The 18,811-nt window shown below is 68.3% G+C and carries 18 protein-coding genes and 3 tRNA genes; 10 read left to right on the forward strand and 11 right to left on the reverse strand.

Features of this window, described 5'->3' with window-relative positions; genetic code table 11:
* Nucleotide 1: 1 nt before the first annotated feature.
* Nucleotides 2-2,014: an ATP-dependent zinc metalloprotease FtsH gene (gene ftsH / locus AC1REM_RS01080; RefSeq protein WP_492512913.1), complete on the reverse strand. Its 2,013-nt coding sequence runs from the start codon at nt 2,012-2,014 to the stop codon at nt 2-4.
* A gap of 111 nt (nt 2,015-2,125) precedes the next feature.
* Nucleotides 2,126-2,677, reverse strand: coding sequence for a hypoxanthine phosphoribosyltransferase (hpt, locus tag AC1REM_RS01085; RefSeq protein WP_204938199.1), 552 nt, complete (start codon nt 2,675-2,677; stop codon nt 2,126-2,128).
* A gap of 140 nt (nt 2,678-2,817) precedes the next feature.
* On the opposite strand from hpt, the gene AC1REM_RS01090 reads away from it, so the two are divergent.
* Nucleotides 2,818-3,417: a DUF937 domain-containing protein gene (locus tag AC1REM_RS01090; RefSeq protein ID WP_492512914.1), complete on the forward strand. Its 600-nt coding sequence runs from the start codon at nt 2,818-2,820 to the stop codon at nt 3,415-3,417.
* Between the two features lie 261 nt (nt 3,418-3,678).
* Here the strand turns inward: AC1REM_RS01090 and tilS are convergent, their stop codons facing one another.
* Nucleotides 3,679-4,671, reverse strand: a complete 993-nt coding sequence (gene tilS / locus AC1REM_RS01095) for a tRNA lysidine(34) synthetase TilS (RefSeq protein ID WP_492512915.1) — start codon at nt 4,669-4,671, stop codon at nt 3,679-3,681.
* 104 nt (nt 4,672-4,775) lie between these two features.
* Here tilS and AC1REM_RS01100 point away from each other — a divergent pair, with 104 nt between their 5' ends.
* Nucleotides 4,776-5,423 carry a TMEM175 family protein gene (locus tag AC1REM_RS01100; RefSeq protein WP_492512916.1) on the forward strand — a complete coding sequence of 216 codons (648 nt, stop codon included), beginning with the start codon at nt 4,776-4,778 and terminating at the stop codon, nt 5,421-5,423.
* 44 nt (nt 5,424-5,467) lie between these two features.
* Nucleotides 5,468-5,959, forward strand: a complete 492-nt coding sequence (locus AC1REM_RS01105; RefSeq protein WP_492512917.1) for an inorganic diphosphatase — start codon at nt 5,468-5,470, stop codon at nt 5,957-5,959.
* Between the two features lie 88 nt (nt 5,960-6,047).
* On the opposite strand, the gene AC1REM_RS01110 is transcribed toward AC1REM_RS01105, so the two are convergent.
* Nucleotides 6,048-7,394: a peptidoglycan DD-metalloendopeptidase family protein gene (locus tag AC1REM_RS01110; RefSeq protein WP_492512918.1), complete on the reverse strand. Its 1,347-nt coding sequence runs from the start codon at nt 7,392-7,394 to the stop codon at nt 6,048-6,050.
* Nucleotides 7,395-7,650: 256 nt separating this feature from the next.
* Between AC1REM_RS01110 and AC1REM_RS01115 the strand changes: the two genes are divergently transcribed.
* From AC1REM_RS01115 to AC1REM_RS01140, 6 genes are all read left to right on the forward strand, one after another.
* Nucleotides 7,651-7,723 (forward strand) — tRNA-Glu (locus AC1REM_RS01115).
* A gap of 25 nt (nt 7,724-7,748) precedes the next feature.
* Nucleotides 7,749-7,822: transfer RNA gene (locus AC1REM_RS01120), tRNA-Asp, on the forward strand.
* Nucleotides 7,823-7,892: 70 nt separating this feature from the next.
* Nucleotides 7,893-7,965: transfer RNA gene (locus AC1REM_RS01125), tRNA-Phe, on the forward strand.
* Nucleotides 7,966-8,096: 131 nt separating this feature from the next.
* Nucleotides 8,097-9,593, forward strand: a complete 1,497-nt coding sequence (locus AC1REM_RS01130; protein ID WP_492512919.1) for a deoxyguanosinetriphosphate triphosphohydrolase family protein — start codon at nt 8,097-8,099, stop codon at nt 9,591-9,593.
* An 87-nt stretch (nt 9,594-9,680) separates the two neighbouring features.
* Entirely contained in the window at nt 9,681-9,938 is a 258-nt protein-coding gene (locus tag AC1REM_RS01135) for a hypothetical protein (protein ID WP_492512920.1), read from the forward strand.
* A gap of 75 nt (nt 9,939-10,013) precedes the next feature.
* On the forward strand, nt 10,014-10,934 hold the full coding sequence (locus tag AC1REM_RS01140; protein ID WP_492512921.1) for an NADP-dependent oxidoreductase: 921 nt from the start codon (nt 10,014-10,016) through the stop codon (nt 10,932-10,934).
* A gap of 30 nt (nt 10,935-10,964) precedes the next feature.
* On the opposite strand, the gene AC1REM_RS01145 is transcribed toward AC1REM_RS01140, so the two are convergent.
* The 7 genes from AC1REM_RS01145 to AC1REM_RS01175 all read right to left on the reverse strand — a co-directional run bounded on the left by AC1REM_RS01145 (nt 10,965) and on the right by AC1REM_RS01175 (nt 17,885).
* Entirely contained in the window at nt 10,965-11,495 is a 531-nt protein-coding gene (locus AC1REM_RS01145; RefSeq protein ID WP_492512922.1) for a histidine phosphatase family protein, read from the reverse strand.
* Nucleotides 11,492-12,634, reverse strand: a complete 1,143-nt coding sequence (locus tag AC1REM_RS01150) for an ABC transporter ATP-binding protein (RefSeq protein WP_492512923.1) — start codon at nt 12,632-12,634, stop codon at nt 11,492-11,494. Before AC1REM_RS01150 ends, AC1REM_RS01145 begins: the two co-directional genes overlap by 4 nt.
* 52 nt (nt 12,635-12,686) lie before the next feature.
* A complete protein-coding gene (locus AC1REM_RS01155; protein WP_492512924.1) occupies nt 12,687-14,360 on the reverse strand; it encodes an ABC transporter permease in 1,674 nt (557 codons plus the stop codon).
* On the reverse strand, nt 14,360-15,403 hold the full coding sequence (locus tag AC1REM_RS01160) for an ABC transporter substrate-binding protein (RefSeq protein ID WP_492512925.1): 1,044 nt from the start codon (nt 15,401-15,403) through the stop codon (nt 14,360-14,362). Before AC1REM_RS01160 ends, AC1REM_RS01155 begins: the two co-directional genes overlap by 1 nt.
* A gap of 43 nt (nt 15,404-15,446) precedes the next feature.
* On the reverse strand, nt 15,447-16,235 hold the full coding sequence (locus AC1REM_RS01165; protein WP_492512926.1) for a metallophosphoesterase family protein: 789 nt from the start codon (nt 16,233-16,235) through the stop codon (nt 15,447-15,449).
* Nucleotides 16,232-16,924, reverse strand: a complete 693-nt coding sequence (locus AC1REM_RS01170; protein WP_492512927.1) for a tyrosine-protein phosphatase — start codon at nt 16,922-16,924, stop codon at nt 16,232-16,234. Before AC1REM_RS01170 ends, AC1REM_RS01165 begins: the two co-directional genes overlap by 4 nt.
* Nucleotides 16,925-17,054: 130 nt before the next feature.
* A complete protein-coding gene (locus tag AC1REM_RS01175; RefSeq protein ID WP_492512928.1) occupies nt 17,055-17,885 on the reverse strand; it encodes a MurR/RpiR family transcriptional regulator in 831 nt (276 codons plus the stop codon).
* A 99-nt stretch (nt 17,886-17,984) separates the two neighbouring features.
* Between AC1REM_RS01175 and AC1REM_RS01180 the strand changes: the two genes are divergently transcribed.
* Nucleotides 17,985-18,809, forward strand: coding sequence for a M15 family metallopeptidase (locus tag AC1REM_RS01180; protein WP_492512929.1), 825 nt, complete (start codon nt 17,985-17,987; stop codon nt 18,807-18,809).
* The last annotated feature ends 2 nt before the right edge of the window (nt 18,810-18,811 follow it).

Here is an 18,811-nt window from a genome sequence, read left to right on the forward strand (position 1 = left end):
GTCAGGCCGTCGCGGGACGGGGGTGACCGGTGCTGCCTGCGGTGCCCGTGGCCGTGCCGGGCTTCGCGGGAGCCTCCGCCTCAGTCGACGCGGCAAGTCCTGCCTCGCTGGCCGTGACGGGCACGTCGATCGGGGGCAGCGTCGAGACCGGGCGATCTTCGCTGGAGAGCCACAGCTCACGCGGCGGCAGCTTGCGCACGTCCTTGAAGATCTCGGCGATCTGGTGGTGGTCGAGCGTCTCCTTCTCGAGCAGCTCGCGGGCGAGCGTGTCGAGAATGTCGCGGTTCGCGCTGATGACCTCGTAGGCCTCGTTGTGCGCCTGCTCGATGAGCTTGCGCACCTGCTCGTCGACGCGCTCGGCGATCGACTCGGAGTACTCACGTCCGCGGTTCATGTCGCGTGCGACGAACATCTCGGCGGAGCCGGATCCGAGCTTCACGGGGCCGACCTCGGTCGTCATGCCATACTCGGTGACCATCTTGCGGGCGATGTCGGTCGCTTTCTCGATGTCGTTCGATGCACCCGTCGTCGGATCGTGGAAGACGATCTCTTCCGCGACGCGACCGCCCATGGCGTAGGTGAGCTGATCCTGCAGCTCGTTGCGGGTGACCGAGTACTTGTCATCGACCGGCAGCACCATCGTGTAGCCGAGAGCGCGGCCACGCGGCAGGATCGTGATCTTGGTGACCGGGTCGCTGTAGTTCATCGCGGCGGCGGCGAGGGCGTGGCCGCCCTCGTGGTACGCCGTGATGAGCTTCTCCTTGTCCTTCATCACACGGGTGCGGCGCTGCGGACCGGCGATCACACGGTCGATGGCCTCGTCCAGCGCGCGGTCGTCGATGAGCTGAGCGTTGGAGCGCGCGGTGAGCAGAGCGGCCTCGTTGAGGACGTTGGCGAGGTCGGCACCCGTGAAGCCGGGCGTCTTGCGCGCGACGGTCTCGAGGTCGACGCCGTTCGCGAGGGGCTTGCCCTTGGCGTGCACCTCGAGGATCTTGTGACGGCCCTTCATGTCGGGGGCGTCCACGCCGATCTGGCGGTCGAATCGGCCGGGACGGAGAAGAGCGGGGTCGAGGATGTCGGCGCGGTTCGTCGCGGCGATCACGATGACATTCGCGTTGGGGTCGAAGCCGTCCATCTCGACGAGCATCTGGTTGAGGGTCTGCTCGCGCTCGTCGTTTCCGCCGCCCATGCCGGCGCCGCGGTGGCGACCGACGGCGTCGATCTCATCGATGAAGATGATCGCGGGGGCGTTCTCCTTCGCCTGGGTGAAGAGGTCGCGCACACGCGACGCTCCGACACCGACGAACATCTCGACGAAGTCCGAACCCGAGATCGAGTAGAACGGCGCTCCGGCCTCACCGGCGACGGCGCGGGCGAGCAGGGTCTTTCCTGTTCCGGGAGGGCCGTACAGCAGCACGCCCTTCGGGATGCGCGCACCGATCGCCTGGAACTTGGCGGGGTCCTGCAGGAACTCCTTGATCTCGGCGAGCTCTTCGAGCGCCTCTTCCGCACCGGCGACGTCAGCGAACGTGACGGTCGGGGTCTCCTTGGAGACCAACTTCGCGCGGGACTTGCCGAACTGCATGACCTTGCTTCCGCCGCCCTGGGCAGAGGACAGCAGCCACCAGAAGAGCAGACCGAGCAGGATCAGCGGCAGCAGCAGCGAGAGGATGCCGTCGAACCAGGTGGGCTTGGGCACCGTGTCGTTGAAGCCGTCCTTGGGCTTCGCATCGTTGATCGCGCTGATCACGCTGTCTGCACGCTCGGAGACGTAGTAGAACTGCACGGACTCGGAGCCCTCGAAGGGCTTCGAGAGCTGCATGTCGACGCGCTGGTCGCCGTCGGTCATGACGACCTTCGTGACCGTGTCTCCCTTGAGCAGCTCGAGGCCCTCCTGGGTCGAGATCTGCTTGGCAGCTCCGAGGCTCGAGATCAGCATGAACCCGCCGATCAGCAGCAGGCCGATGAGCGCCACGTAGATCAGGGGGTTCTTGGTGATCTTCTTCACATCCATGATGTGAGCCAGCGTAGCGCGGAGTCCCTTAGGCCTCGCTGGGATTCGCCGAGGGCGTACCCTCCGCGCGGTGCGATTCAGAGACGCGGATGCCGCAGCATCCGCGTCTTGTCAGCTGTAGACGTGCGGCGCGAGAACCGCGACGTCACGCAGGTTGCGGTAGCGCTCGGCGTAGTCGAGGCCATAGCCGACCACGAAGTCGGTCGGGATGTCGAAGCCGACGTACTTGCAGTCGATGACGACCTTCGCGGCTTCGGGCTTGCGCAGCAGGGCAAGCACCTCGATCGACTCGGCGCCGCGCGACTCGAAGTTCTCGAGCAGCCAGCTGAGCGTCAGACCCGAGTCGATGATGTCTTCCACGATGAGGACGTGCTTGCCGTGGAGGTCGGTGTCGAGGTCCTTTCGGATCTGCACGACACCGCTCGACTTCGTGCTGGCGCCATAGCTCGACACGGCCATCCAATCCATCGGCGCGTGCATCGGCAGCGCGCGGGCGAAGTCAGCCATGACCATGACCGCACCCTTCAGCACACCCACGAGCACGAGGTCTTTTCCGGCGTAGTCGTCGGCGACGCGAGCGGCGAGCTCGTCCAGCTTGGCGATGATCTGCTCCTCGGTGACGAGGATCTTGGCGAGGTCTTGCTGGATGTCGGCTGCACGCATGCATCGATTTTACGGGGCGAAACCGGATGCTGCGCCGGGCGGCACCGGGCGCCGTTCGCGCGCAGTCATTCCGCACGCCGACCGCGCCCACTACTGTGAGCGGAGAGAGCGCAGGCAGCGCGCCCAGGGGAAGGAAAAGCATGGACGTCAACGACATCCTCAAACTCGCACCGATCGATGACATCGCCGAGAAGTTCGGCGTCAGCACCGACGTCGCACGCCAGGCCGTGCAGGAGGGCAGCGCGACGCTGCTCGGCGGCCTCGCGAAGTCGGCGGAGACCGAGAGCGGATCCGCCGCGATCGAAAAGGCGCTCGGAAAGCACGGCGGCTTCAGCGGCGCCTCGAAAGTCGATGACATCGACCAGGCCGACGGAGAGAAGATCGTCACGCACATCCTCGGCGACAAGAAGCAGCAGGTCGCGGAGACCCTGACGAAAGAGCCCCAGACCGCCGGCATCGACTTCGGCAAGCTCCTTCCGATCCTCGCGCCCATCGTCATGGGACTGATCGCCAACAGCCAGAAGGGGTCGACTCCGGCCGGTCAGCAGTCCGGCGGTGGCATCGGTGACATCCTCGGTGGCCTGCTCGGTGGCGGTAACCAGAGCGGCTCGGGCGGTGGCGGACTCGGTGACATCATCGGTGGCCTCGGCGGCCTGCTCGGCGGCGGCAACCAGGGCGGCTCCGGTGGCGGCATCGATCTCGGAGGATTGCTGGGCGGTCTGCTCGGCGGCAAAAAGTAGCATCCGCTGCATGACGGGCGCTCACCTTCGGGTGGGCGCCCGTTTTTCTGTGCGGACGTTTCGTCTCGCTCGCTGCGGTCCCTCGCTCAACGTCCGATTCAAGCGGTCCCAGAAACTCCGCCTCGTACCCCGTGCGTTGCTGAGTTGTTGGGACCGCTCAGAGGGCGAACAGGTCACACGTGCGAGCGGTCCCAGGAACGCAGGGCCGGACGCGGTGGCGGGCGGTGTTTTTGGGACCGGTCGGATCTGCGCGGGTCGTGCTCAGCCCCGGGCGGTGAAGACGATCTGCCCGCCGACGCGCTGCGCGGAGCAGCCCGGCAGGTCGATCGGGCCCTGACCGGACCAGTCGGTCGCGAGGCGCGCGACTTCGAGCGTCTGGACGCGACTGAGGCTCGCGCCGAACTCGGCATCGACGACAAGGCGGATGATGCGGTTGCGCAGCGCCGCCGGGTTCGCGGCGAGCGCGGCGACGCTGACCGAGATGCCCGCTTCGGCGTGCTCGACGATGTCTTCGATCGTCTCGTGGATCATCTCCTCGAACGCGTCGGCGTCTTCTCGCAGCTGCTCGGCGGTGCGGGCGAGCGCCTCGGCGATGCCCGGGCCGAGCTCTGCCTCAAGGACGGGAAGAACCGACTCCCGCACCCGCACTCGTGCGTACCGCGGATCGAGGTTGTGCGGGTCGTCCCAGAATTCGAGGGCGGATGCTGCGCACGCGGCCCTCGTCGTCTCGCGGCGCACGCTCAGCAGCGGCCGCACCCAGCGCAGCCCCTCGTCGTCGACGCGCTCCGGCGCCATGCCTTGCAGGCTCGCAGCACCCGAGCCGCGGGCCAGTCCCAGCAGCACGGTCTCGGCCTGATCGTCGAGCGTGTGTCCGAGCAGCACCGCCGCCGCGCCCTCTTCGAGCGCGACGGTGCGCAGTGCGGCGTAGCGGGCCTCGCGCGCGGCGGCCTCCGGCCCGTCGGGGTGCGCGAGATCCACCTCGACGCGAACGACGCGGGCGTCGGCGCCGAGGGCACGCGCAGCATCGGCGGCTCGCGCTGCGACAGCATCCGACCCCTCCTGCAGACCGTGATCGACGACGACCGCGACGACCGTGGCATCCGCCTTCTGCGCTTCGAACACGACCGCAGCGGTCAGCGCGAGCGAATCCGCTCCGCCCGACAGCGCGACCGCCAGGCGGCGCTCCGCAAGGTGAGCGAGCACGGGACGAACAGCCCGGCGCAGCTCGGCGACGGCAGGAGACAGGGAAGGCACGACTCCACGGTAGACGAGGCGTGCGGCGCCGCGCGCACCGACGGGATCGGAAACCGGCGATACGACCTCTTCCGCCGTCGCGCCCGCTCCCCTACCCTGGTGGCGTGTCGCGCGCGTCATCCTCCCGTCAGCTGAGTGTCGAGCGGTTCACCGCGTTCGTCGACGCGGTGGTCGCGATCGCGATGACGCTGCTGATCCTGCCGCTCATGGAAGCGGTGTCCGACGCCAGCGGCGAGCACCTCTCGACGCTGGAGTTCCTGGCCGATCATCGCGGGCAGCTCATCAGCTTCGCGCTCAGTTTTGCGCTGATCGCGATGTTCTGGATGGAGCACCACCGCGTGTACGGGCAGGTGCGCAGCGTCACCGCACCGCTCGTCGTGATCAACGTGGCGTGGCTGTTCACGATCGTGTGGCTTCCGGTCGCGACGGCGATGGTCGGGCAGATGCCGTTCGACTCTGCACAGGCGGCCGTCTACATCGGCTCGCTGATCGCAACCCAGCTGCTCACCCTCACGGCCAAGGCCTATCTGCTGCGGCATCCGCAGATGCACGACTGGGGTGACGAGCGCATGCGCTCAGGCATCATCGGGGATACCGCATCGACTCTCCTCTTCGGTGTCGCTCTCGCCCTGGCCGTCAGTGTGCCGGGAATCGCCTACGCCAGCCTGCTGCTGACCGCGCTGACCTGGCCGGTCTCGCTGCTGATCCGTCGGATTCTCCGCCAAGACACGCCCGCTCGCACACGCGGGTAGGCTAGTCCGCGGCATCCCCCGATCATTCTTTGAGGAGCACACGCATGGGCGCACACGACGCCGTTATCGAGATCCCGCGCGGCAGCCGCGTGAAGTACGAGGTCGACCACGAGACCGGACGAGTGCACCTCGACCGCGTGCTCTACACGGTCTTCGGCTACCCCGCCGATTACGGCTACTTCGACAACACGCTCGGCGAAGACGGCGACCCGCTCGACGTGCTCGTGCTCATGGACCACTCCGTGTACCCGGGCGTCGTCGCCTCGGTGCGCCCCGTCGCCGTCCTCAAGATGAGCGACGAGGCCGGCGGAGACGACAAGCTCGTGGCCGTCCTCGCGAAGGACCCGCGCTGGGAGCGCATTCAGGACATCGGTGACCTCGCCGAGTACACGAAGAAGGAGATCGAGCACTTCTTCGAGCACTACAAGGACCTCGAGCCCAACAAGTGGGTCAAGGTCGACGCGTGGGGCGACGCCGCTGAGGCGCAGCGCATCCTCGACGAGGCCATCGAGCGTTTCGGCGCAGAGGGCCACTGATCTGACGCAGAAGACCCCCGGTTCCGCAGAGCGGGCCGGGGGTCTTCTGCATTTCCGGATGCTGCGAGGCGCAGCATCCGCGAGGTTCTCAGCCCATCCAGACGCCGCGGTTCTCCATGAACCAGATCGGGTTGATGACGTCGCCCCACTCGTACACCTCGAAGTGCAGGTGGCAGCCGAAGGACGCACCGGTGTTGCCGGCATAGGCGATGACCTGCCCGGCCGACACCCACTGGCCGTAGCTGACGGCGATGCCGCCCTCAGCGATGTGCGCGTAGCTGGTCTGGATGCCACCGCCGTGATTGATGCGCACCCAGTAGCCGTAGCCGCCGTTGTAGAACGCGGCATCGACGGTGCCGTCTGCCGCAGCGTAGATCGGAGCCCAGCATCCGGCGGCGAGGTCGACGCCGCGGTGGAAGCTCGACGAGCATCCGGACGAGTCGCAGTCAGGAACACGCGGACCGTAGCCGGACGACTGGTAGCCGCCGTGCGGACGAACCCAGCCGTTACCGGGCCCGGTTCCGCCGCCACCGCCGCCACCGTTGTTGCCGCCGCCGCCATTGTTGGCGTTCTCCTGCTCCTGCTTCCGGCGCTCTTCTTCCAGGCGCTTCGCCTCGGCGACACCGGCTTCGTAGTCGGCGATCGTCTTGGCGGTGTCATCCTGGAGCGCGGCAAGCTGCGCCTCGAGCTGAAGAAGGTACGTCTGCTGCTCGGCGAGAGCGGCCTCTGCGGCGGCCTGCGCTTCCTGTGCGGCCTTGAGCTTCTCTTCTGCGAGCTTCTGCAGGCGGTCGCGCTCGGTGCGCGCAGTGACCGCCTGGTCGCTGAGGTTCTGGGCCGAGTTGCGGGCAGACACGGCGTCGTCGTAGACAGCCTGGTTGCGCGAGAGCAGCTTGTCCATCTGGCCGAGCTTCGAGAGCAGCTCGTCAGCGCTGGCAGCGGAACTGGAGAAGAAGAGCTCCAGCGAGGTGTTGTCGCCGCCGTTGCGATAGATCTGCGAGGCGACCTGACCCGCCTTGCGTGCAGAGTCGAGTGCGAGCGCATCCTGGGCGTCGGCCTGCGACTGCAGATCCGTGGCGCGCTGCGCGGCTTCGAAGAACGCCTGCTGCGCGTTGTAGTACTCGGTACCGGCGGCGCGAGCAGCGGCCTGCGCATCGGCGACCTTCTGCGTGAGGCCGCTGATCAGTCCCTGGATGCGCGCGATCTCGTTCGCCTTGGCGGCTTCGTTGTTCTTCGCGTTCTGCACGTCGTCCCAGCTGGGGTAACTGGCGGCGTACGCAGCGTTGAAGCCGGCGCCGACACCGAAGGTGCTCAGAGCGGCGACCGTCAGGGCGCCGAGACCGATCGCGCTCCGTCGCGAGACGGAGCCCTTCTCCCAGAATCCGCGCTTTTCTGCATCGGTCGGGCCGCAGCCGCAGTCAACATCCTGCTCGCTCACACGCTTCCCTTCCTCAGCAGTCACAGGTGCCACAGTAACAACATCTGTCACATACACAACACCCCTCGGATGCGCAACACGGCATCTCAGGGCGATTCTGCGCGCACGACGCGGCGTGGACAAGGGGTATCGGTCACACTCATCGTGCATCGAACACGCCCGGGAAACAGGAGGACGCGCCCTCGATTGGCATTTTGCTCTCGGAATCACTTATGCTTGAGCGTCGGCAAGGAAGACCTGCGAAGGTCAACCAGACGGCCCCATCGTTTAGCGGCCTAGGACGCCGCCCTTTCACGGCGGTAGCACGGGTTCGAATCCCGTTGGGGTCACTCTCCGATATAACTTAACAAGCATGGCCCTGTAGCGCAGTTGGTTAGCGTGCCGCCCTGTCACGGCGGAGGTCGCGGGTTCAAGTCCCGTCAGGGTCGCTCCGAGCGACAGGCCCTTTTTTACGAGAGGGCCTTTCGTCTAGGATGTGACAGGCTCGGCCAGTCACATGGCTCTGTAGCTCAGTTGGTAGAGCGCACGACTGAAAATCGTGAGGTCACGGGATCGACGCCCGTCGGAGCCACAAGGATCATCATTACAGTGATCCCAGAAACCCTCGTCTAGCTTCTACATGACGGGGGTTTTGCTTTGCCCTGCTCCGGCCCTCCGGTCGTCGAGCACGCACCGGGTCACGGTCTCTGAAACACTGGCCTCATGCCTCAGTCGATGACCGACCCCCGCCAGGCGCGTCGCCTGCCCGAGACTCTCAACGAGTTCCAGCAGGCGGAGGGCCATCCGCAGTTCCGGGTCGATGTGGAGCGCATCCGCTTCTCCCCCTTCTACTCGCGGCTCTCCGCAGTCACGCAGGTCATCTCGCAGGCCGGCGCGGGGCTCGCGGTGCACAATCGTCTGACGCACTCCGTGAAGGTCGCGGCCGTCGCGCGGGCGATCGCCACACACCTGTCGACGCGCGACGATGAGCGCGCGAGCATCGCCGCCGAGCTCGGCGGCGCGCATCCGGTCGTCGTGCAGGCCGCATCCGCCGCCCACGACCTCGGGCACCCGCCCTTCGGACACCTCGGCGAGCAGACGCTCGACCGTCTCGCGCGCACCCGCTTCGGGCTCGACGAGGGATTCGAGGGCAACGCGCAGACCTATCGCATCCTCACCCGCCTCGACGAGCACGACCGTCCCGGCGTCGGCCTCAACCTCACCGCGGCGGTGCGCACGGCGGTGTTGAAGTATCCGTGGCGGCGCGGCGAAGGAGGAATCCGCCGCGGCGGTGCGAGCAAGTTCAACTACTACGCCATCGACGAGCAGGACGCCCTGCAGGCGCTCTCGGCGTACCCGCTGATCGAACGCGGGCAGCAGACCGTCGAGTGCTCCATCATGGACATCTCCGACGACATCGCCTACTCGCTGCACGACCTCGACGACTTCTACCGTGCCGGCCTGCTCAACCCCGCGACGATCTCGGCCGAGTTCCGCACCTGGAATCGCGACCTCGCGAAACTGCGCGCGCTCGACGTCGAGGAACTCGCCGCCGACACCCGCACGCCCGGCCACTCCCTCGAACTCCTCTGGCGCCGCCTGCTCAGCAAGGATGCCTGGATCGCCGACGCCGACGCCTTCCGCGACGCCGTCACGAAGGTGCAGGCCGAGGTCATCGACGGCCTCGTCGCCGTGCCTTTCGACGGCTCACTTGAGAGCGAGCGCGTGCTCGCTCGCTTCACGTCGGCGTGGATCGCGCGCCTGCAGTCCTCGATCGAGGTGCACCGGCACCCCGACATCCGCTCAGGTCATGTCAGCCTCAACCAGCAGGCCTGGCACGAGGTCGCCGTGCTGAAGTTCCTGCACGAAAGGTTCATCCTGGAGCGCCCCGACCTGGCCGTGTACCAGCGCGGGCAGGCCAGTGTACTCGAACGTCTCGTCGACGGCTTCGCCGCCTGGCTCGACGACCCCCGTGACGCTCGTCGTGCACCGCGTCGTCTCATCGACCTCGTCGAGCTCGCCACCGACGACTACCGTCAGCTCGCGCAGGATGCTCCACAGCTCGTCGACTCCCCCACGAACGCCGACCTCGCCCGGCTCGGTCGTGGCCGCGGCATCATCGACTACGTCGCCGCCCTCACCGATGCGCAGGCGATCTCGCTCGACGCACTGCTCGCCGGGCAGACCGAACGCCTGTGGGATGCCGGGCAGGGGCTCTAGACCTCGGACCGCTCGAGATCCTCACCCATGGATGACAACCTCCCTCCTCGACCACCGCGTTCCGCCGGAGCGGCGTGGATACTCACCGTGCTGACCGCACTGATCGCACCTGTCACCATCGCCATCAACGCCATCCCCACCATGACTCAGGGCGGTGAACTCAAGAGCGCCGCGACCGTCACCGCGTTCTTCGGCAGTGCCGTCGTGCTGGTCGTCGCGGTCATCGCTGGGATCATCGGACGGAGATCACCGCGAGCGCGGCGCATCATCCCTGCGGCCGCCCTCACCGCGGTCATCATCGTCACTGTCATCGCATCCGTGCTCATGTGGATGTCGGCGCAATAGCGGGTCACACCGGAATAGCCTCCGCCTTCCGAGCGCTTACCCCTTCCACGAGCATCACCGACCGAAGGACTTCTCATGCGCGCTGCTGTCTACGACCGCTACTCCACTGACGCCGCAACACTTGAGGTGCGCGACCTCGACGCCCCGACGCCCGCGCCGGGGCAGGCGCTCATCAAGGTGCACGCGGCGGGTGTGAATCCCGTGGACTGGAAGGCGATGGCCGGATACATCGACGCACTCTTTCCCGCGGCCTTCCCCGTGATTCCGGGATGGGATGTCGCCGGCACCGTGGTCGCCGTCGGCACCGACACCCCGGAGTTCCAGGTGGGCGATGAGGTACTCGGCTACGCCCGCAAGCACGTGCTCTCGGGCGGAACGTTCGCCGAGTATGTGGCGGTCGATGCGGTGAGCCTTGCGCACAAGCCGGCGTCGCTCAGCTGGGAGACGGCGGGCGCACTCCCCCTCGCGGGCGGCACAGCCCTGCGCACGATCGAGGCGCTCGGCGACATCGACGGGAAGACCGTTCTCATCCACGCGGCCGCCGGTGGCGTGGGCAGCCTCGCCGTGCAGATCGCCGTCGCCCGCGGTGCACGGGTGATCGGCACCGCATCCGAGGCGAACCATGACTTCGTCCGCTCCCTGGGCGGCGAGCCCGTGACCTACGGCGACGGTCTCGCAGAGCGCGTGCTCGCTCTCGCCGGAGGTGCCGTCGATGCCGTCGCAGACTTCGTCGGCGGGCAGCGCGAAACCACGCTCGCCGTGCTGCGCGAGGGCGGCCGGCACGCCTCCATCGCGGATGGCTCAGTGGAGGAATTCGGCGGACGCGCGATCTGGGTGCGCCCCGACGGCGCCGTGACCGCACAGCTCGCGAACCTCGTCGCCGACGGCACGCTGAACGTCGAGATCGCGCAGACGTTCGGACTCGACGGTGTCGCGGACGCCTTCGCGCAGAGCCGCTCTGGTCACACGCGCGGAAAGCTCGTCATCGTCCCCTGACGGCGGGTGGGGGATGCGCGTGCGCGCCGCCTAGCTCACGATCCGCGCCGTGAATCCCTCGCCAGCACGTCGCTCGATCAGCACGACCTGTCCGTTGATGATGCGCGGGCAGGTCGTGCCGGTGAGTGCCTCGATGCCGATGCGCAGGAAGGTTCCGTGCGCGACGACGATCGTTCCGCTCGCCTCCGCCTGGGCGCGCAACGCTGCTCCCGCGCGCGCGGTCAGCACGTCCAGCGGCTCTGCCCCCGGGTAGTCGCCGTCGGGCCAGCGCTCGTGGGCTTCACTGACCGACAGCCCCTCGGCAACGCCGTAGTCGCGCTCGATGAGCGTGGGATCCCGCACGACCTCGACACCGGCCAGTTGTCCGATGATCTGCGCGGTCTCGTGCGCACGCTCCAGCGGCGAGCTCACGATCCGCCGCCACTGCGCCCGCGCGAGCAACCGGCCAGCCCCGAGCGCCTGCACCCGCCCCTCGTCATCGAGCGGAAGGTCAGAGCGCCCCTGCATCCGACGATCCCGGTTCCACTCCGTGCGACCGTGGCGCACCAATGCCAACGTCATGCGGATACCGCCGCGCGGTCGGGTGCAGCGATCCCCCACGGCGCGGTCAGCATTGCCACACGATCCGGGCGGGCCGTCACACCTGCGCCATTCGACGGGTAGACGATCCCCCGCCGCACCGACACCGAGACGCGCGCGCCGACCGCAGGCCGCAGTCCCCGCGTCTTCACCCGCAACGGCACCCCCGCCCACTCGACCACGAGGTCGCCGCCGTCCGCACTGAACAGCGACGAGCGCACGACCGCATCACCGAGCGGGTCGACAATCACGTCCACATCTGAGGGGAGCACCGCGAGCGTCGCCGGGCCGGATGCCGCAGCATCCGTGAGCGACAGGCGAAGCGGATGCTGCGCTGCAGCGAACTCCGCGCCAGACACCTCGCCCTCGATGAGGGTCGCATCCGACAGGAACCGTGCGACGAGTCCGGTGGCGGGCCTCGTGACGAGCTCTTCGGGCGTGCCGATCTGCTGCACCCGGCCGGCGTCGAGCACGACGAGCCGGTCGGCGAGCGCGAGCGCCTCGGAGCGGTCGTGCGTCACGTGCACGACCGTGAGACCGAGCTCGCGGGTGAGGCTGTGCAGCTCGAGCCGCAGCCGGTCGCGCAGCGGCTCATCCAGTGCCGACAGTGTCTCATCGAGCAGCAGCACCCGGGGGCGCGCGACGAGCGCGCGAGCCAACGCGACGCGCTGTCGCTGTCCGCCCGAGAGCGTCGCCGGATCACGCCGCGCGTACCCGGCGAGGCCCACGAGTTCCAGGGCCTCGTCGATCCGTGCGGCGCGCTCCGCACGGGCGAGGCCCGCGCGACGCAGCGGATACTCGACATTGCGCCCGACGTTCCAGTGCGGCCACACGGCATGCTGCTGGAAGACCATGCCGAGCTCGCGATGCTCGGGCGGAACCGTGACAGCGCGGTCGCGCGGTCGCGCCGCATCCGCCACTGTCCTGTCCCCGATCTGCACGGTTCCCGTCGTCGGAGTGAGGAAGCCCGCGATCGTGCGCAGCAGTGTCGTCTTGCCCGAGCCTGAGGGCCCGACCAGCGCGATGAACTCGCCATCGGCGATCTGCAGATCGATCTCATGCAGACCGACAGCACCGGAGGGGTAGCGGAGCGAGACGGTGTCGAGGGTGACAGAGGCCACGGGACTCTCTTTTCTGACGGTGAAGGGGCTTTTCTGACGATGAAGGGACGGTTTAGGTGTCTGCGGGGCGACGCGTCGCGAAGCCGATCACAGCGATGCCGACGATCGCGACGATGAGCGACCACGCCGCCGCCGTGCTGAATGCGCCTGCCTGTTGGAAGCTGAAGATCGCGACGCCCAGCGTCTGTGAGCCCGGCGACAGCAGCAGCACCGACAGGGTGAGCTCGCGCACGGCCGTGACGGCCACGATGACGGCTCCCGAGAGCGCCGCGGGCAGCGCCATGCGGCAGGAGATGTCGAACAGTGCGCGCAGGCGACCGGCACCGGAGACGCGAGCCGCTTCCTCGGCGCTCGACGGTGTGCTCGCAAGAGGCGCGTTCACGGCCTGCAGGACAAGCGCCGTGAACGAGGTGACGTACGCGGCGAGGATCAGCCAGGGCGTGTTGAACAGGCCGATGCGCGGGGCGATGATGAGCCACGCGACCGCGATCACGATGCCCGGGATCGCCTGCGGCAGCATCGCCGCACCTCCCAGTGCCCGGGATCCGCGCAGCGAGGTGCGCGTGGAGAGCACGCCGATGCCGAGGCCCAGCACCCCGCAGATGACCGCGGCCAGCACGGCGAGCATGACGGAGTTCTTCGCGCCGTCGAGCGCCGTCTGGGTCGTGAGCGCGCGCACAAGGTGATCGAGGGTCAGGTTGTCCCAGACCAACGGCACGCCGGGTGCTCGCAGCAGCGCCTGCACGAGCAGCGCCAGCAGCGGCAGCACCGTGATCATCAGCACGAGCACCCAGACCACGATTCCCGTGACGGCGCGAGCGCGCCCGAGCGCAAGAACCTGCGGCGGTGCCGAAGAGGCATCCAGCTCCCACCCACGACGCCCGATCAGCAGGTTCAGCAGCAGCGCGCCGATCGCGAGCACGAGCAGCACGACGCCGATCGCCGCAACCACCGCGAGCGGATCATCGACCGTGCCCGACTGCAGATAGCGGTACACGAGGGTCGCGAGCGTCACGAACCGCTCGGGCAGCCCGATGATCGACGGGATGCCGAAGTCTGCGAGATTTCCCACCGCGATCAGCAGGAATGACGACAGCAGCGCCGGACGCAGGAGGGGTAGCGTAACAGCGAAGAGCGCCCGCGCAGGGCTCGCACCGGCGATGCGCGCGGCCTGTTCCAGGTCAGAGGGCACGCGGCGGAGCGCCGCCGCGACGATGATCATCGCGAGCGGATAGCTGTGCACCGTCAGCAGGAAGATCACGCCATCGGCCCCGTAGATGGACCACAGCGGAGCGCCGAAGGTCTCACGCCACCACAGGTTGACCGGGCTCGTGGGGCCGGCGACCCCGAGCCATGCGATCGCCCCGACGAAGGGCGGCATGAGAAGAGGGGTGAGCGCCAGCAGGCGCAGGGGGCGACGCCCGGGAAGGTCGGTGCGATCGAAGAGGATCGCGAAAGCGGCACCGATCACCACAGCGAGCAGGGCGGATGCCACGGCGGAGACGAGGCTGTTCGTCGCCGCCTCGACGACGTCGCCTTCGAGCAGCATCCCGAACTGCGATCCCCCGACCGCGAGCACGAGGATCGCTCCCAACGGGAGCAGCACGAAGAAGGCGCACGCGATCCACAGGGCAAGGCTCACCCCGGTCAGCCCGTCGCGGCGCGGGCGCACGGAGCCGCGGGCCCGGCGCATGGCCGGACCCGCGGTGCCTGTGAGAGTGGTCACTACTGGAACAGCCCGCGGAAGGTCTCGACCGCAGCATCCTGCGTCGCACGGATCTTCTGCACGTCGGGCGAGAGGATCGCGATCTCGTCCATCGCCGGGGCGCCCTTGGGCGTGCCGACATCCGAACGCACCGGCAGGTACGACTGCGCGACGGCGAGCTTCTGGCCCTCCGCGCTCAGCAGGAAGTCGACGAACGCCTGCGAGGCCTCGACCTCGTCACTGTCGGCAAAGATGCCGACCGGTTGCGAGACGTAAGGCACGCCCTCCTTCGGGTAGGCGACCGCGATCGGCGAACCCTGCGCAGCGAGTTCGCGCACGAGGTAGTCGACGACGATGCCGACCGGCTGCGCGCCGGTCGCGACGGCCTGCGAGACCGGGCCGTTGCTGTCGGCGATCACGGGGCGGTTGGCGGCGAGCGCTGTCATCCACTTCTCACCCAGTGCTTTCTCGTCGAGCCAGACGGCGGCGTTGTAGGCCGCGGCCCCCGAGACATCCGGGTTCGGCATGACGATCCGCTCGGCGTACTCGGGGTCCGTCAGGTCGGCCCACGAGGTGGGCGCCTCGGTGATGATGCCCGTGTTGTAGGCGATGACCGTGGGGATGATGCGCGTGCCGACGTAGAAGCCCTCGGGGTCGACGACGTCGGGGTTGATCGCGTCGATGTCGGCCGGGTCGAGCTCCTGCAGCAGGCCGTCTGCGGCGTAGTTCTCGAAGGTGCCGGCGTCAGCGGCGAGGAAGACATCCGCCTGGATGCCGCCCGAGGCCTGCTCGGTAGCGACGCGGGTCGTGAGGTCTCCGGTGCCGGCACGGAACACCTCGACGGTGACGTTGGGCTGCACGGTGTTGAAGGCCGCGACGACCTCGTCGATCTTCGCCTGGGGCTCAGACGTGTAGACCGTGATCGTCGCGGGGGCGAGGGCCTCGGCCTCGGCCGTCGGCTCCGTCGTGGGCTCGGGCGCTGCGGCGGCCGGAGCGCAGCCGGCGAGAACGAGGGTGGCGAGGCCGAACGCGGCAATGCCGGCGGTGGTGCGCAGGGGGGACATGGCTTCCTATCTGTGGGTGGGGTCGTGCAGGGGTGAGTGGGTATCAGCGAATGACGGGAGACAAGAACAGGGGCGAGGGTGATTCGAGGCTGACGCTCGTGCTCGTCACGGCCTCGGGCAGCAGATGCACGAGCGAGAACATCGCGCGGTCGTGGCCGCTCACGTGGTCGGGTCCGGCATCCATCACCTGGTGGTAGGCGAGAGAGGGGCCGACGAAGACAGGGATGCTGCGCACGGTCGCCGCGAGCGGGTGGTGAAAGTGCCCCGAGAGCACCGCGCGCACGTCGCTGCCTTCGAGCACGTCGAGCAGGGCATCCGCATCACGCAGTCCCGCCTTGGCGAGCGTCGGGAGGGGCGAGCCGAGCGGCGGGTGGTGCACGGCGATGACGGTGCCTTCCCCGTGCGGCTCGGCGAGCTCTGCGTGCAGCCATTCGAGCTGTTCCTCGCCGAGCGCGCCGCTCGACGAGTCGAGCAGCACGAAACGGAGCGTGTCGAGCAGGACGGTGCGTGCGTGGCCTCTCTCATGGCCAGCGAGGATGCGCGCCGCATCCGGGTCATCGTGATTGCCGATGACCGTGAGCACAGGAACGCCGACGGCGTCTTCGAGTGCGGCGAACGCGTCGCGCACCATGGGGTAGGCACTCGCGTTCCCGCGCTGCACGAGGTCGCCCGTCACCAGGATCGCCTCGGGAGTGGCGCCCGCCTGCCGCACGTAGTCAGCGACGGCCCGCAGACGCGCGGTGCCATCGACGGCGTCGTAGAGCAGCGCGCCGTCGGTGGCGTGCACGTCACTCAGGTGGAGGACGGTAAGGCGTCCGTTCTCGCGGCTCACGACCGAGCCTCCCCGACGAGGACGGGCTGCGCGCGCTTGGCTCGCAGCGCGGCGAGGTGCGTCTCGCGCAGACCGTGCGCCCGCAGGTACTCGCCCGCATCGCCCCACTCCTCGATCACGGCGAGCGCGTGCACGATGGCCTCGCGCGGGCTGTCGAGGTGAAGGCGGAGGATCTCGGCGCGCTCGTCGAGCGCGGACTGCGCGGCGACCGATTCCGCATGCGCGGCGCGCACGGGGCGCACCTCCGCACCCGAGAGCACGTAGTCGTCGATGACCTCCTCCGTGCTGGCACCCCCGGCCAGTCGGGCAAGCGCTACGACGAGACCCGTGCGGTCTTTGCCGGCGGTGCAGTGCACGAGAACGGCGCCGTCTGCTTCGGCGATCACCGTGACGGCCGCGGTCAGCGCCGCACCGCGGGTGCGCAGCAGCGCCTCGTAGATGTCTTCCAGCCGCCCGGTGTCGGGTGGGTTCGTGCCGTAGATCGACACGAGGCGCACCGGGATGTCGTGGCCGATCGGGCCCTGCTCGAACGGCTCGCGCAGATCGACGATGACCCCCACTCCGCATTGGCGCAGCGTCGCCACTCCCGCGGGTGTCAGGTTCTCGGTCGCCCCCGTACGCACGAGCCAGGGGATGCCTGCGTCGACGGCCCTCGCATTGAAGAGCCCTTCGACCTCGATCATGCGCATGCTGCGTGCCCCGCTCCTGTGTTACTTCCGTTACATCCCGTTCGGAATGTGATTACACAGGTACTGTCACCGCGGAAGGTGACCAGCAGGTGACGTGCGGGAGACGCCGTGGCGAACGCTGCGTGTGCGGTCAGTCCTCGCTGAGCGCGTCGGCGACGACATGGCGCATGCTCGCCACGCTGACAGCCCCGCCGCCGCGTGCCAGAGCGGCGTGCAGGGCGTGCAGCACGACCGTGTGGCCGAGGCGAGCGAGATAGGGATCGATGTCATGGGCGGCCGCCGCAGCGCCAGTCGCGATGACGATGTCGGCCGTGCGACCGATGGGTGATCGCGCATAGCTGGTGACCACCGCGACCGTGGCGCCGCGTTCGGAGGCGGCCGTGCAGGCCCGCAGCGTCTGGACGTTTGCCCCGGAGTAGCTCAACGCGAGGCAGAGGTCGCCGTCGACGAGGGAGTTGACCGCGAACTGCTGGGCGAGCGGATCGACCGGCGCCTCCACCGGCCGCCCGAGGGTGCTGATCCGCATCGCGAGATCCTGGAGCGGGGGCCCGGAGAATCCGTTGCCGACGAGCACGATGCGCCGCGCGCCGCGCAGAGCATCCGCCGCCTTCTGCAGCATGTCGGGAGCGACGCTCTCCTGCGCGAGGCGCAGCGCATCGATCGCGTCATCGAAGGTGCGCTCCTCATACGCCTCGTCCGCACCGCGCGGCAGCAGTGGAGCGGCTCGGGCGAGCTCCAGGCGAAGGTGCTGGAAGCCGCGGAACCCCGCACTCTGGCAGGCACGGATCACCGTCGCCGTCGAGGTTCCCGCCGCCTGGGCGAGCTCAGCCGTCGACCATTCGACGACATCCTCCGGATGCTCCAGCACGACGGCCGCGACCCGGGCCTCGCTCGGTCCCAGGCTCGTCATGGCGGATCGCACGCGCGTCAGTGCGCCGATCTCGGGACGCAACACAGGCATTGGGGCTCCTCTCCTCGCCGCCTCCAGGCGACAGGTAGCGGAACGCTAACCGGCAAAGGTTAACGGCGGCCTCCCTTCGCACACCCTTAGGCTGGAAACGTGGATGGTATCCAAGTTTTGCCCCTCGTCGGCAGTGTGATTCTCGCGCTCGTCGCCCTTGCTGCTCTCTTCCTGCTGCCGCGCATCTCACGCCCCGCGGGGAAGGGTCTCCTCGTGCTCGGCGTGCTCGTCGCACTCGGCACCGCCTGGACCACCGGGTCTCAGGCGCTCGCACCTGCCGGACAGGCAGGCTGGGCGCTGACGACACCGTCGGAGGCGCCACGACCGGCGGACTTCGTCGACGCCCGCAGCCTCGACAAGACGATCCAGGTGGAGTTGCGCTACGCGACGACGAACAACTTCACGGGCGAGAAGGTCGACGGCTACGAGAGCGCCGACGTCGTGATTCTGCATCGGGACGCCGCATCCGCCCTCGCAGCAGTCCAGAAGCAGCTCGTTGCCGACGACCTCGGCATCCTCGTCTACGACGCCTACCGCCCGACCACGGCAGTGGGGTTCTTCCAGGCGTGGTCGCAGACCCCGGATGACTCGACGAAGGACGAGTACTATCCGACGTTCGAGAAGCCGCAGCTCTTCGAGCTCGGCTACATCGCCGACCACTCGAAACACTCGCTGGGCGGCACGGTCGACCTCACGATCATCGACCTCGCCACCGGAGCGCCACTCGACATGGGCGGCCCCTTCGACTTCTTCGGCGAGCGCTCGCACTACGACGCGGATGGGCTCAGCGCCGAGCAGGCCGAGAACCGCGCCCTCCTGCGCGAGGTCATGACGGCACACGGGTTCGAGCCGTACGAGATGGAATGGTGGCACTTCACCTTCCCGCTGACGGATGCGGTGGCGCAGAGCTTCCCGGTGCGGTGAAT

Source organism: Microbacterium sp. GW823-FHT02G05, assembly GCF_058797175.1.

Excerpts from the sequence above, each read along its gene's own strand:
- AC1REM_RS01175 (WP_492512928.1), bottom strand. The coding sequence starts at position 17,885 with ATGCCTGTGTTGCGTCCCGAGATCGGCGCACTGACGCGCGTGCGATCC.
- AC1REM_RS01160 (WP_492512925.1), bottom strand. The coding sequence starts at position 15,403 with ATGTCCCCCCTGCGCACCACCGCCGGCATTGCCGCGTTCGGCCTCGCC.
- AC1REM_RS01130 (WP_492512919.1), top strand. The coding sequence starts at position 8,097 with ATGCCTCAGTCGATGACCGACCCCCGCCAGGCGCGTCGCCTGCCCGAG.
- ftsH (WP_492512913.1), bottom strand. The coding sequence starts at position 2,014 with ATGGATGTGAAGAAGATCACCAAGAACCCCCTGATCTACGTGGCGCTC.
- AC1REM_RS01090 (WP_492512914.1), top strand. The coding sequence starts at position 2,818 with ATGGACGTCAACGACATCCTCAAACTCGCACCGATCGATGACATCGCC.
- hpt (WP_204938199.1), bottom strand. The coding sequence starts at position 2,677 with ATGCGTGCAGCCGACATCCAGCAAGACCTCGCCAAGATCCTCGTCACC.
- AC1REM_RS01140 (WP_492512921.1), top strand. The coding sequence starts at position 10,014 with ATGCGCGCTGCTGTCTACGACCGCTACTCCACTGACGCCGCAACACTT.
- AC1REM_RS01170 (WP_492512927.1), bottom strand. The coding sequence starts at position 16,924 with ATGCGCATGATCGAGGTCGAAGGGCTCTTCAATGCGAGGGCCGTCGAC.
- AC1REM_RS01105 (WP_492512917.1), top strand. The coding sequence starts at position 5,468 with ATGGGCGCACACGACGCCGTTATCGAGATCCCGCGCGGCAGCCGCGTG.
- AC1REM_RS01145 (WP_492512922.1), bottom strand. The coding sequence starts at position 11,495 with ATGACGTTGGCATTGGTGCGCCACGGTCGCACGGAGTGGAACCGGGAT.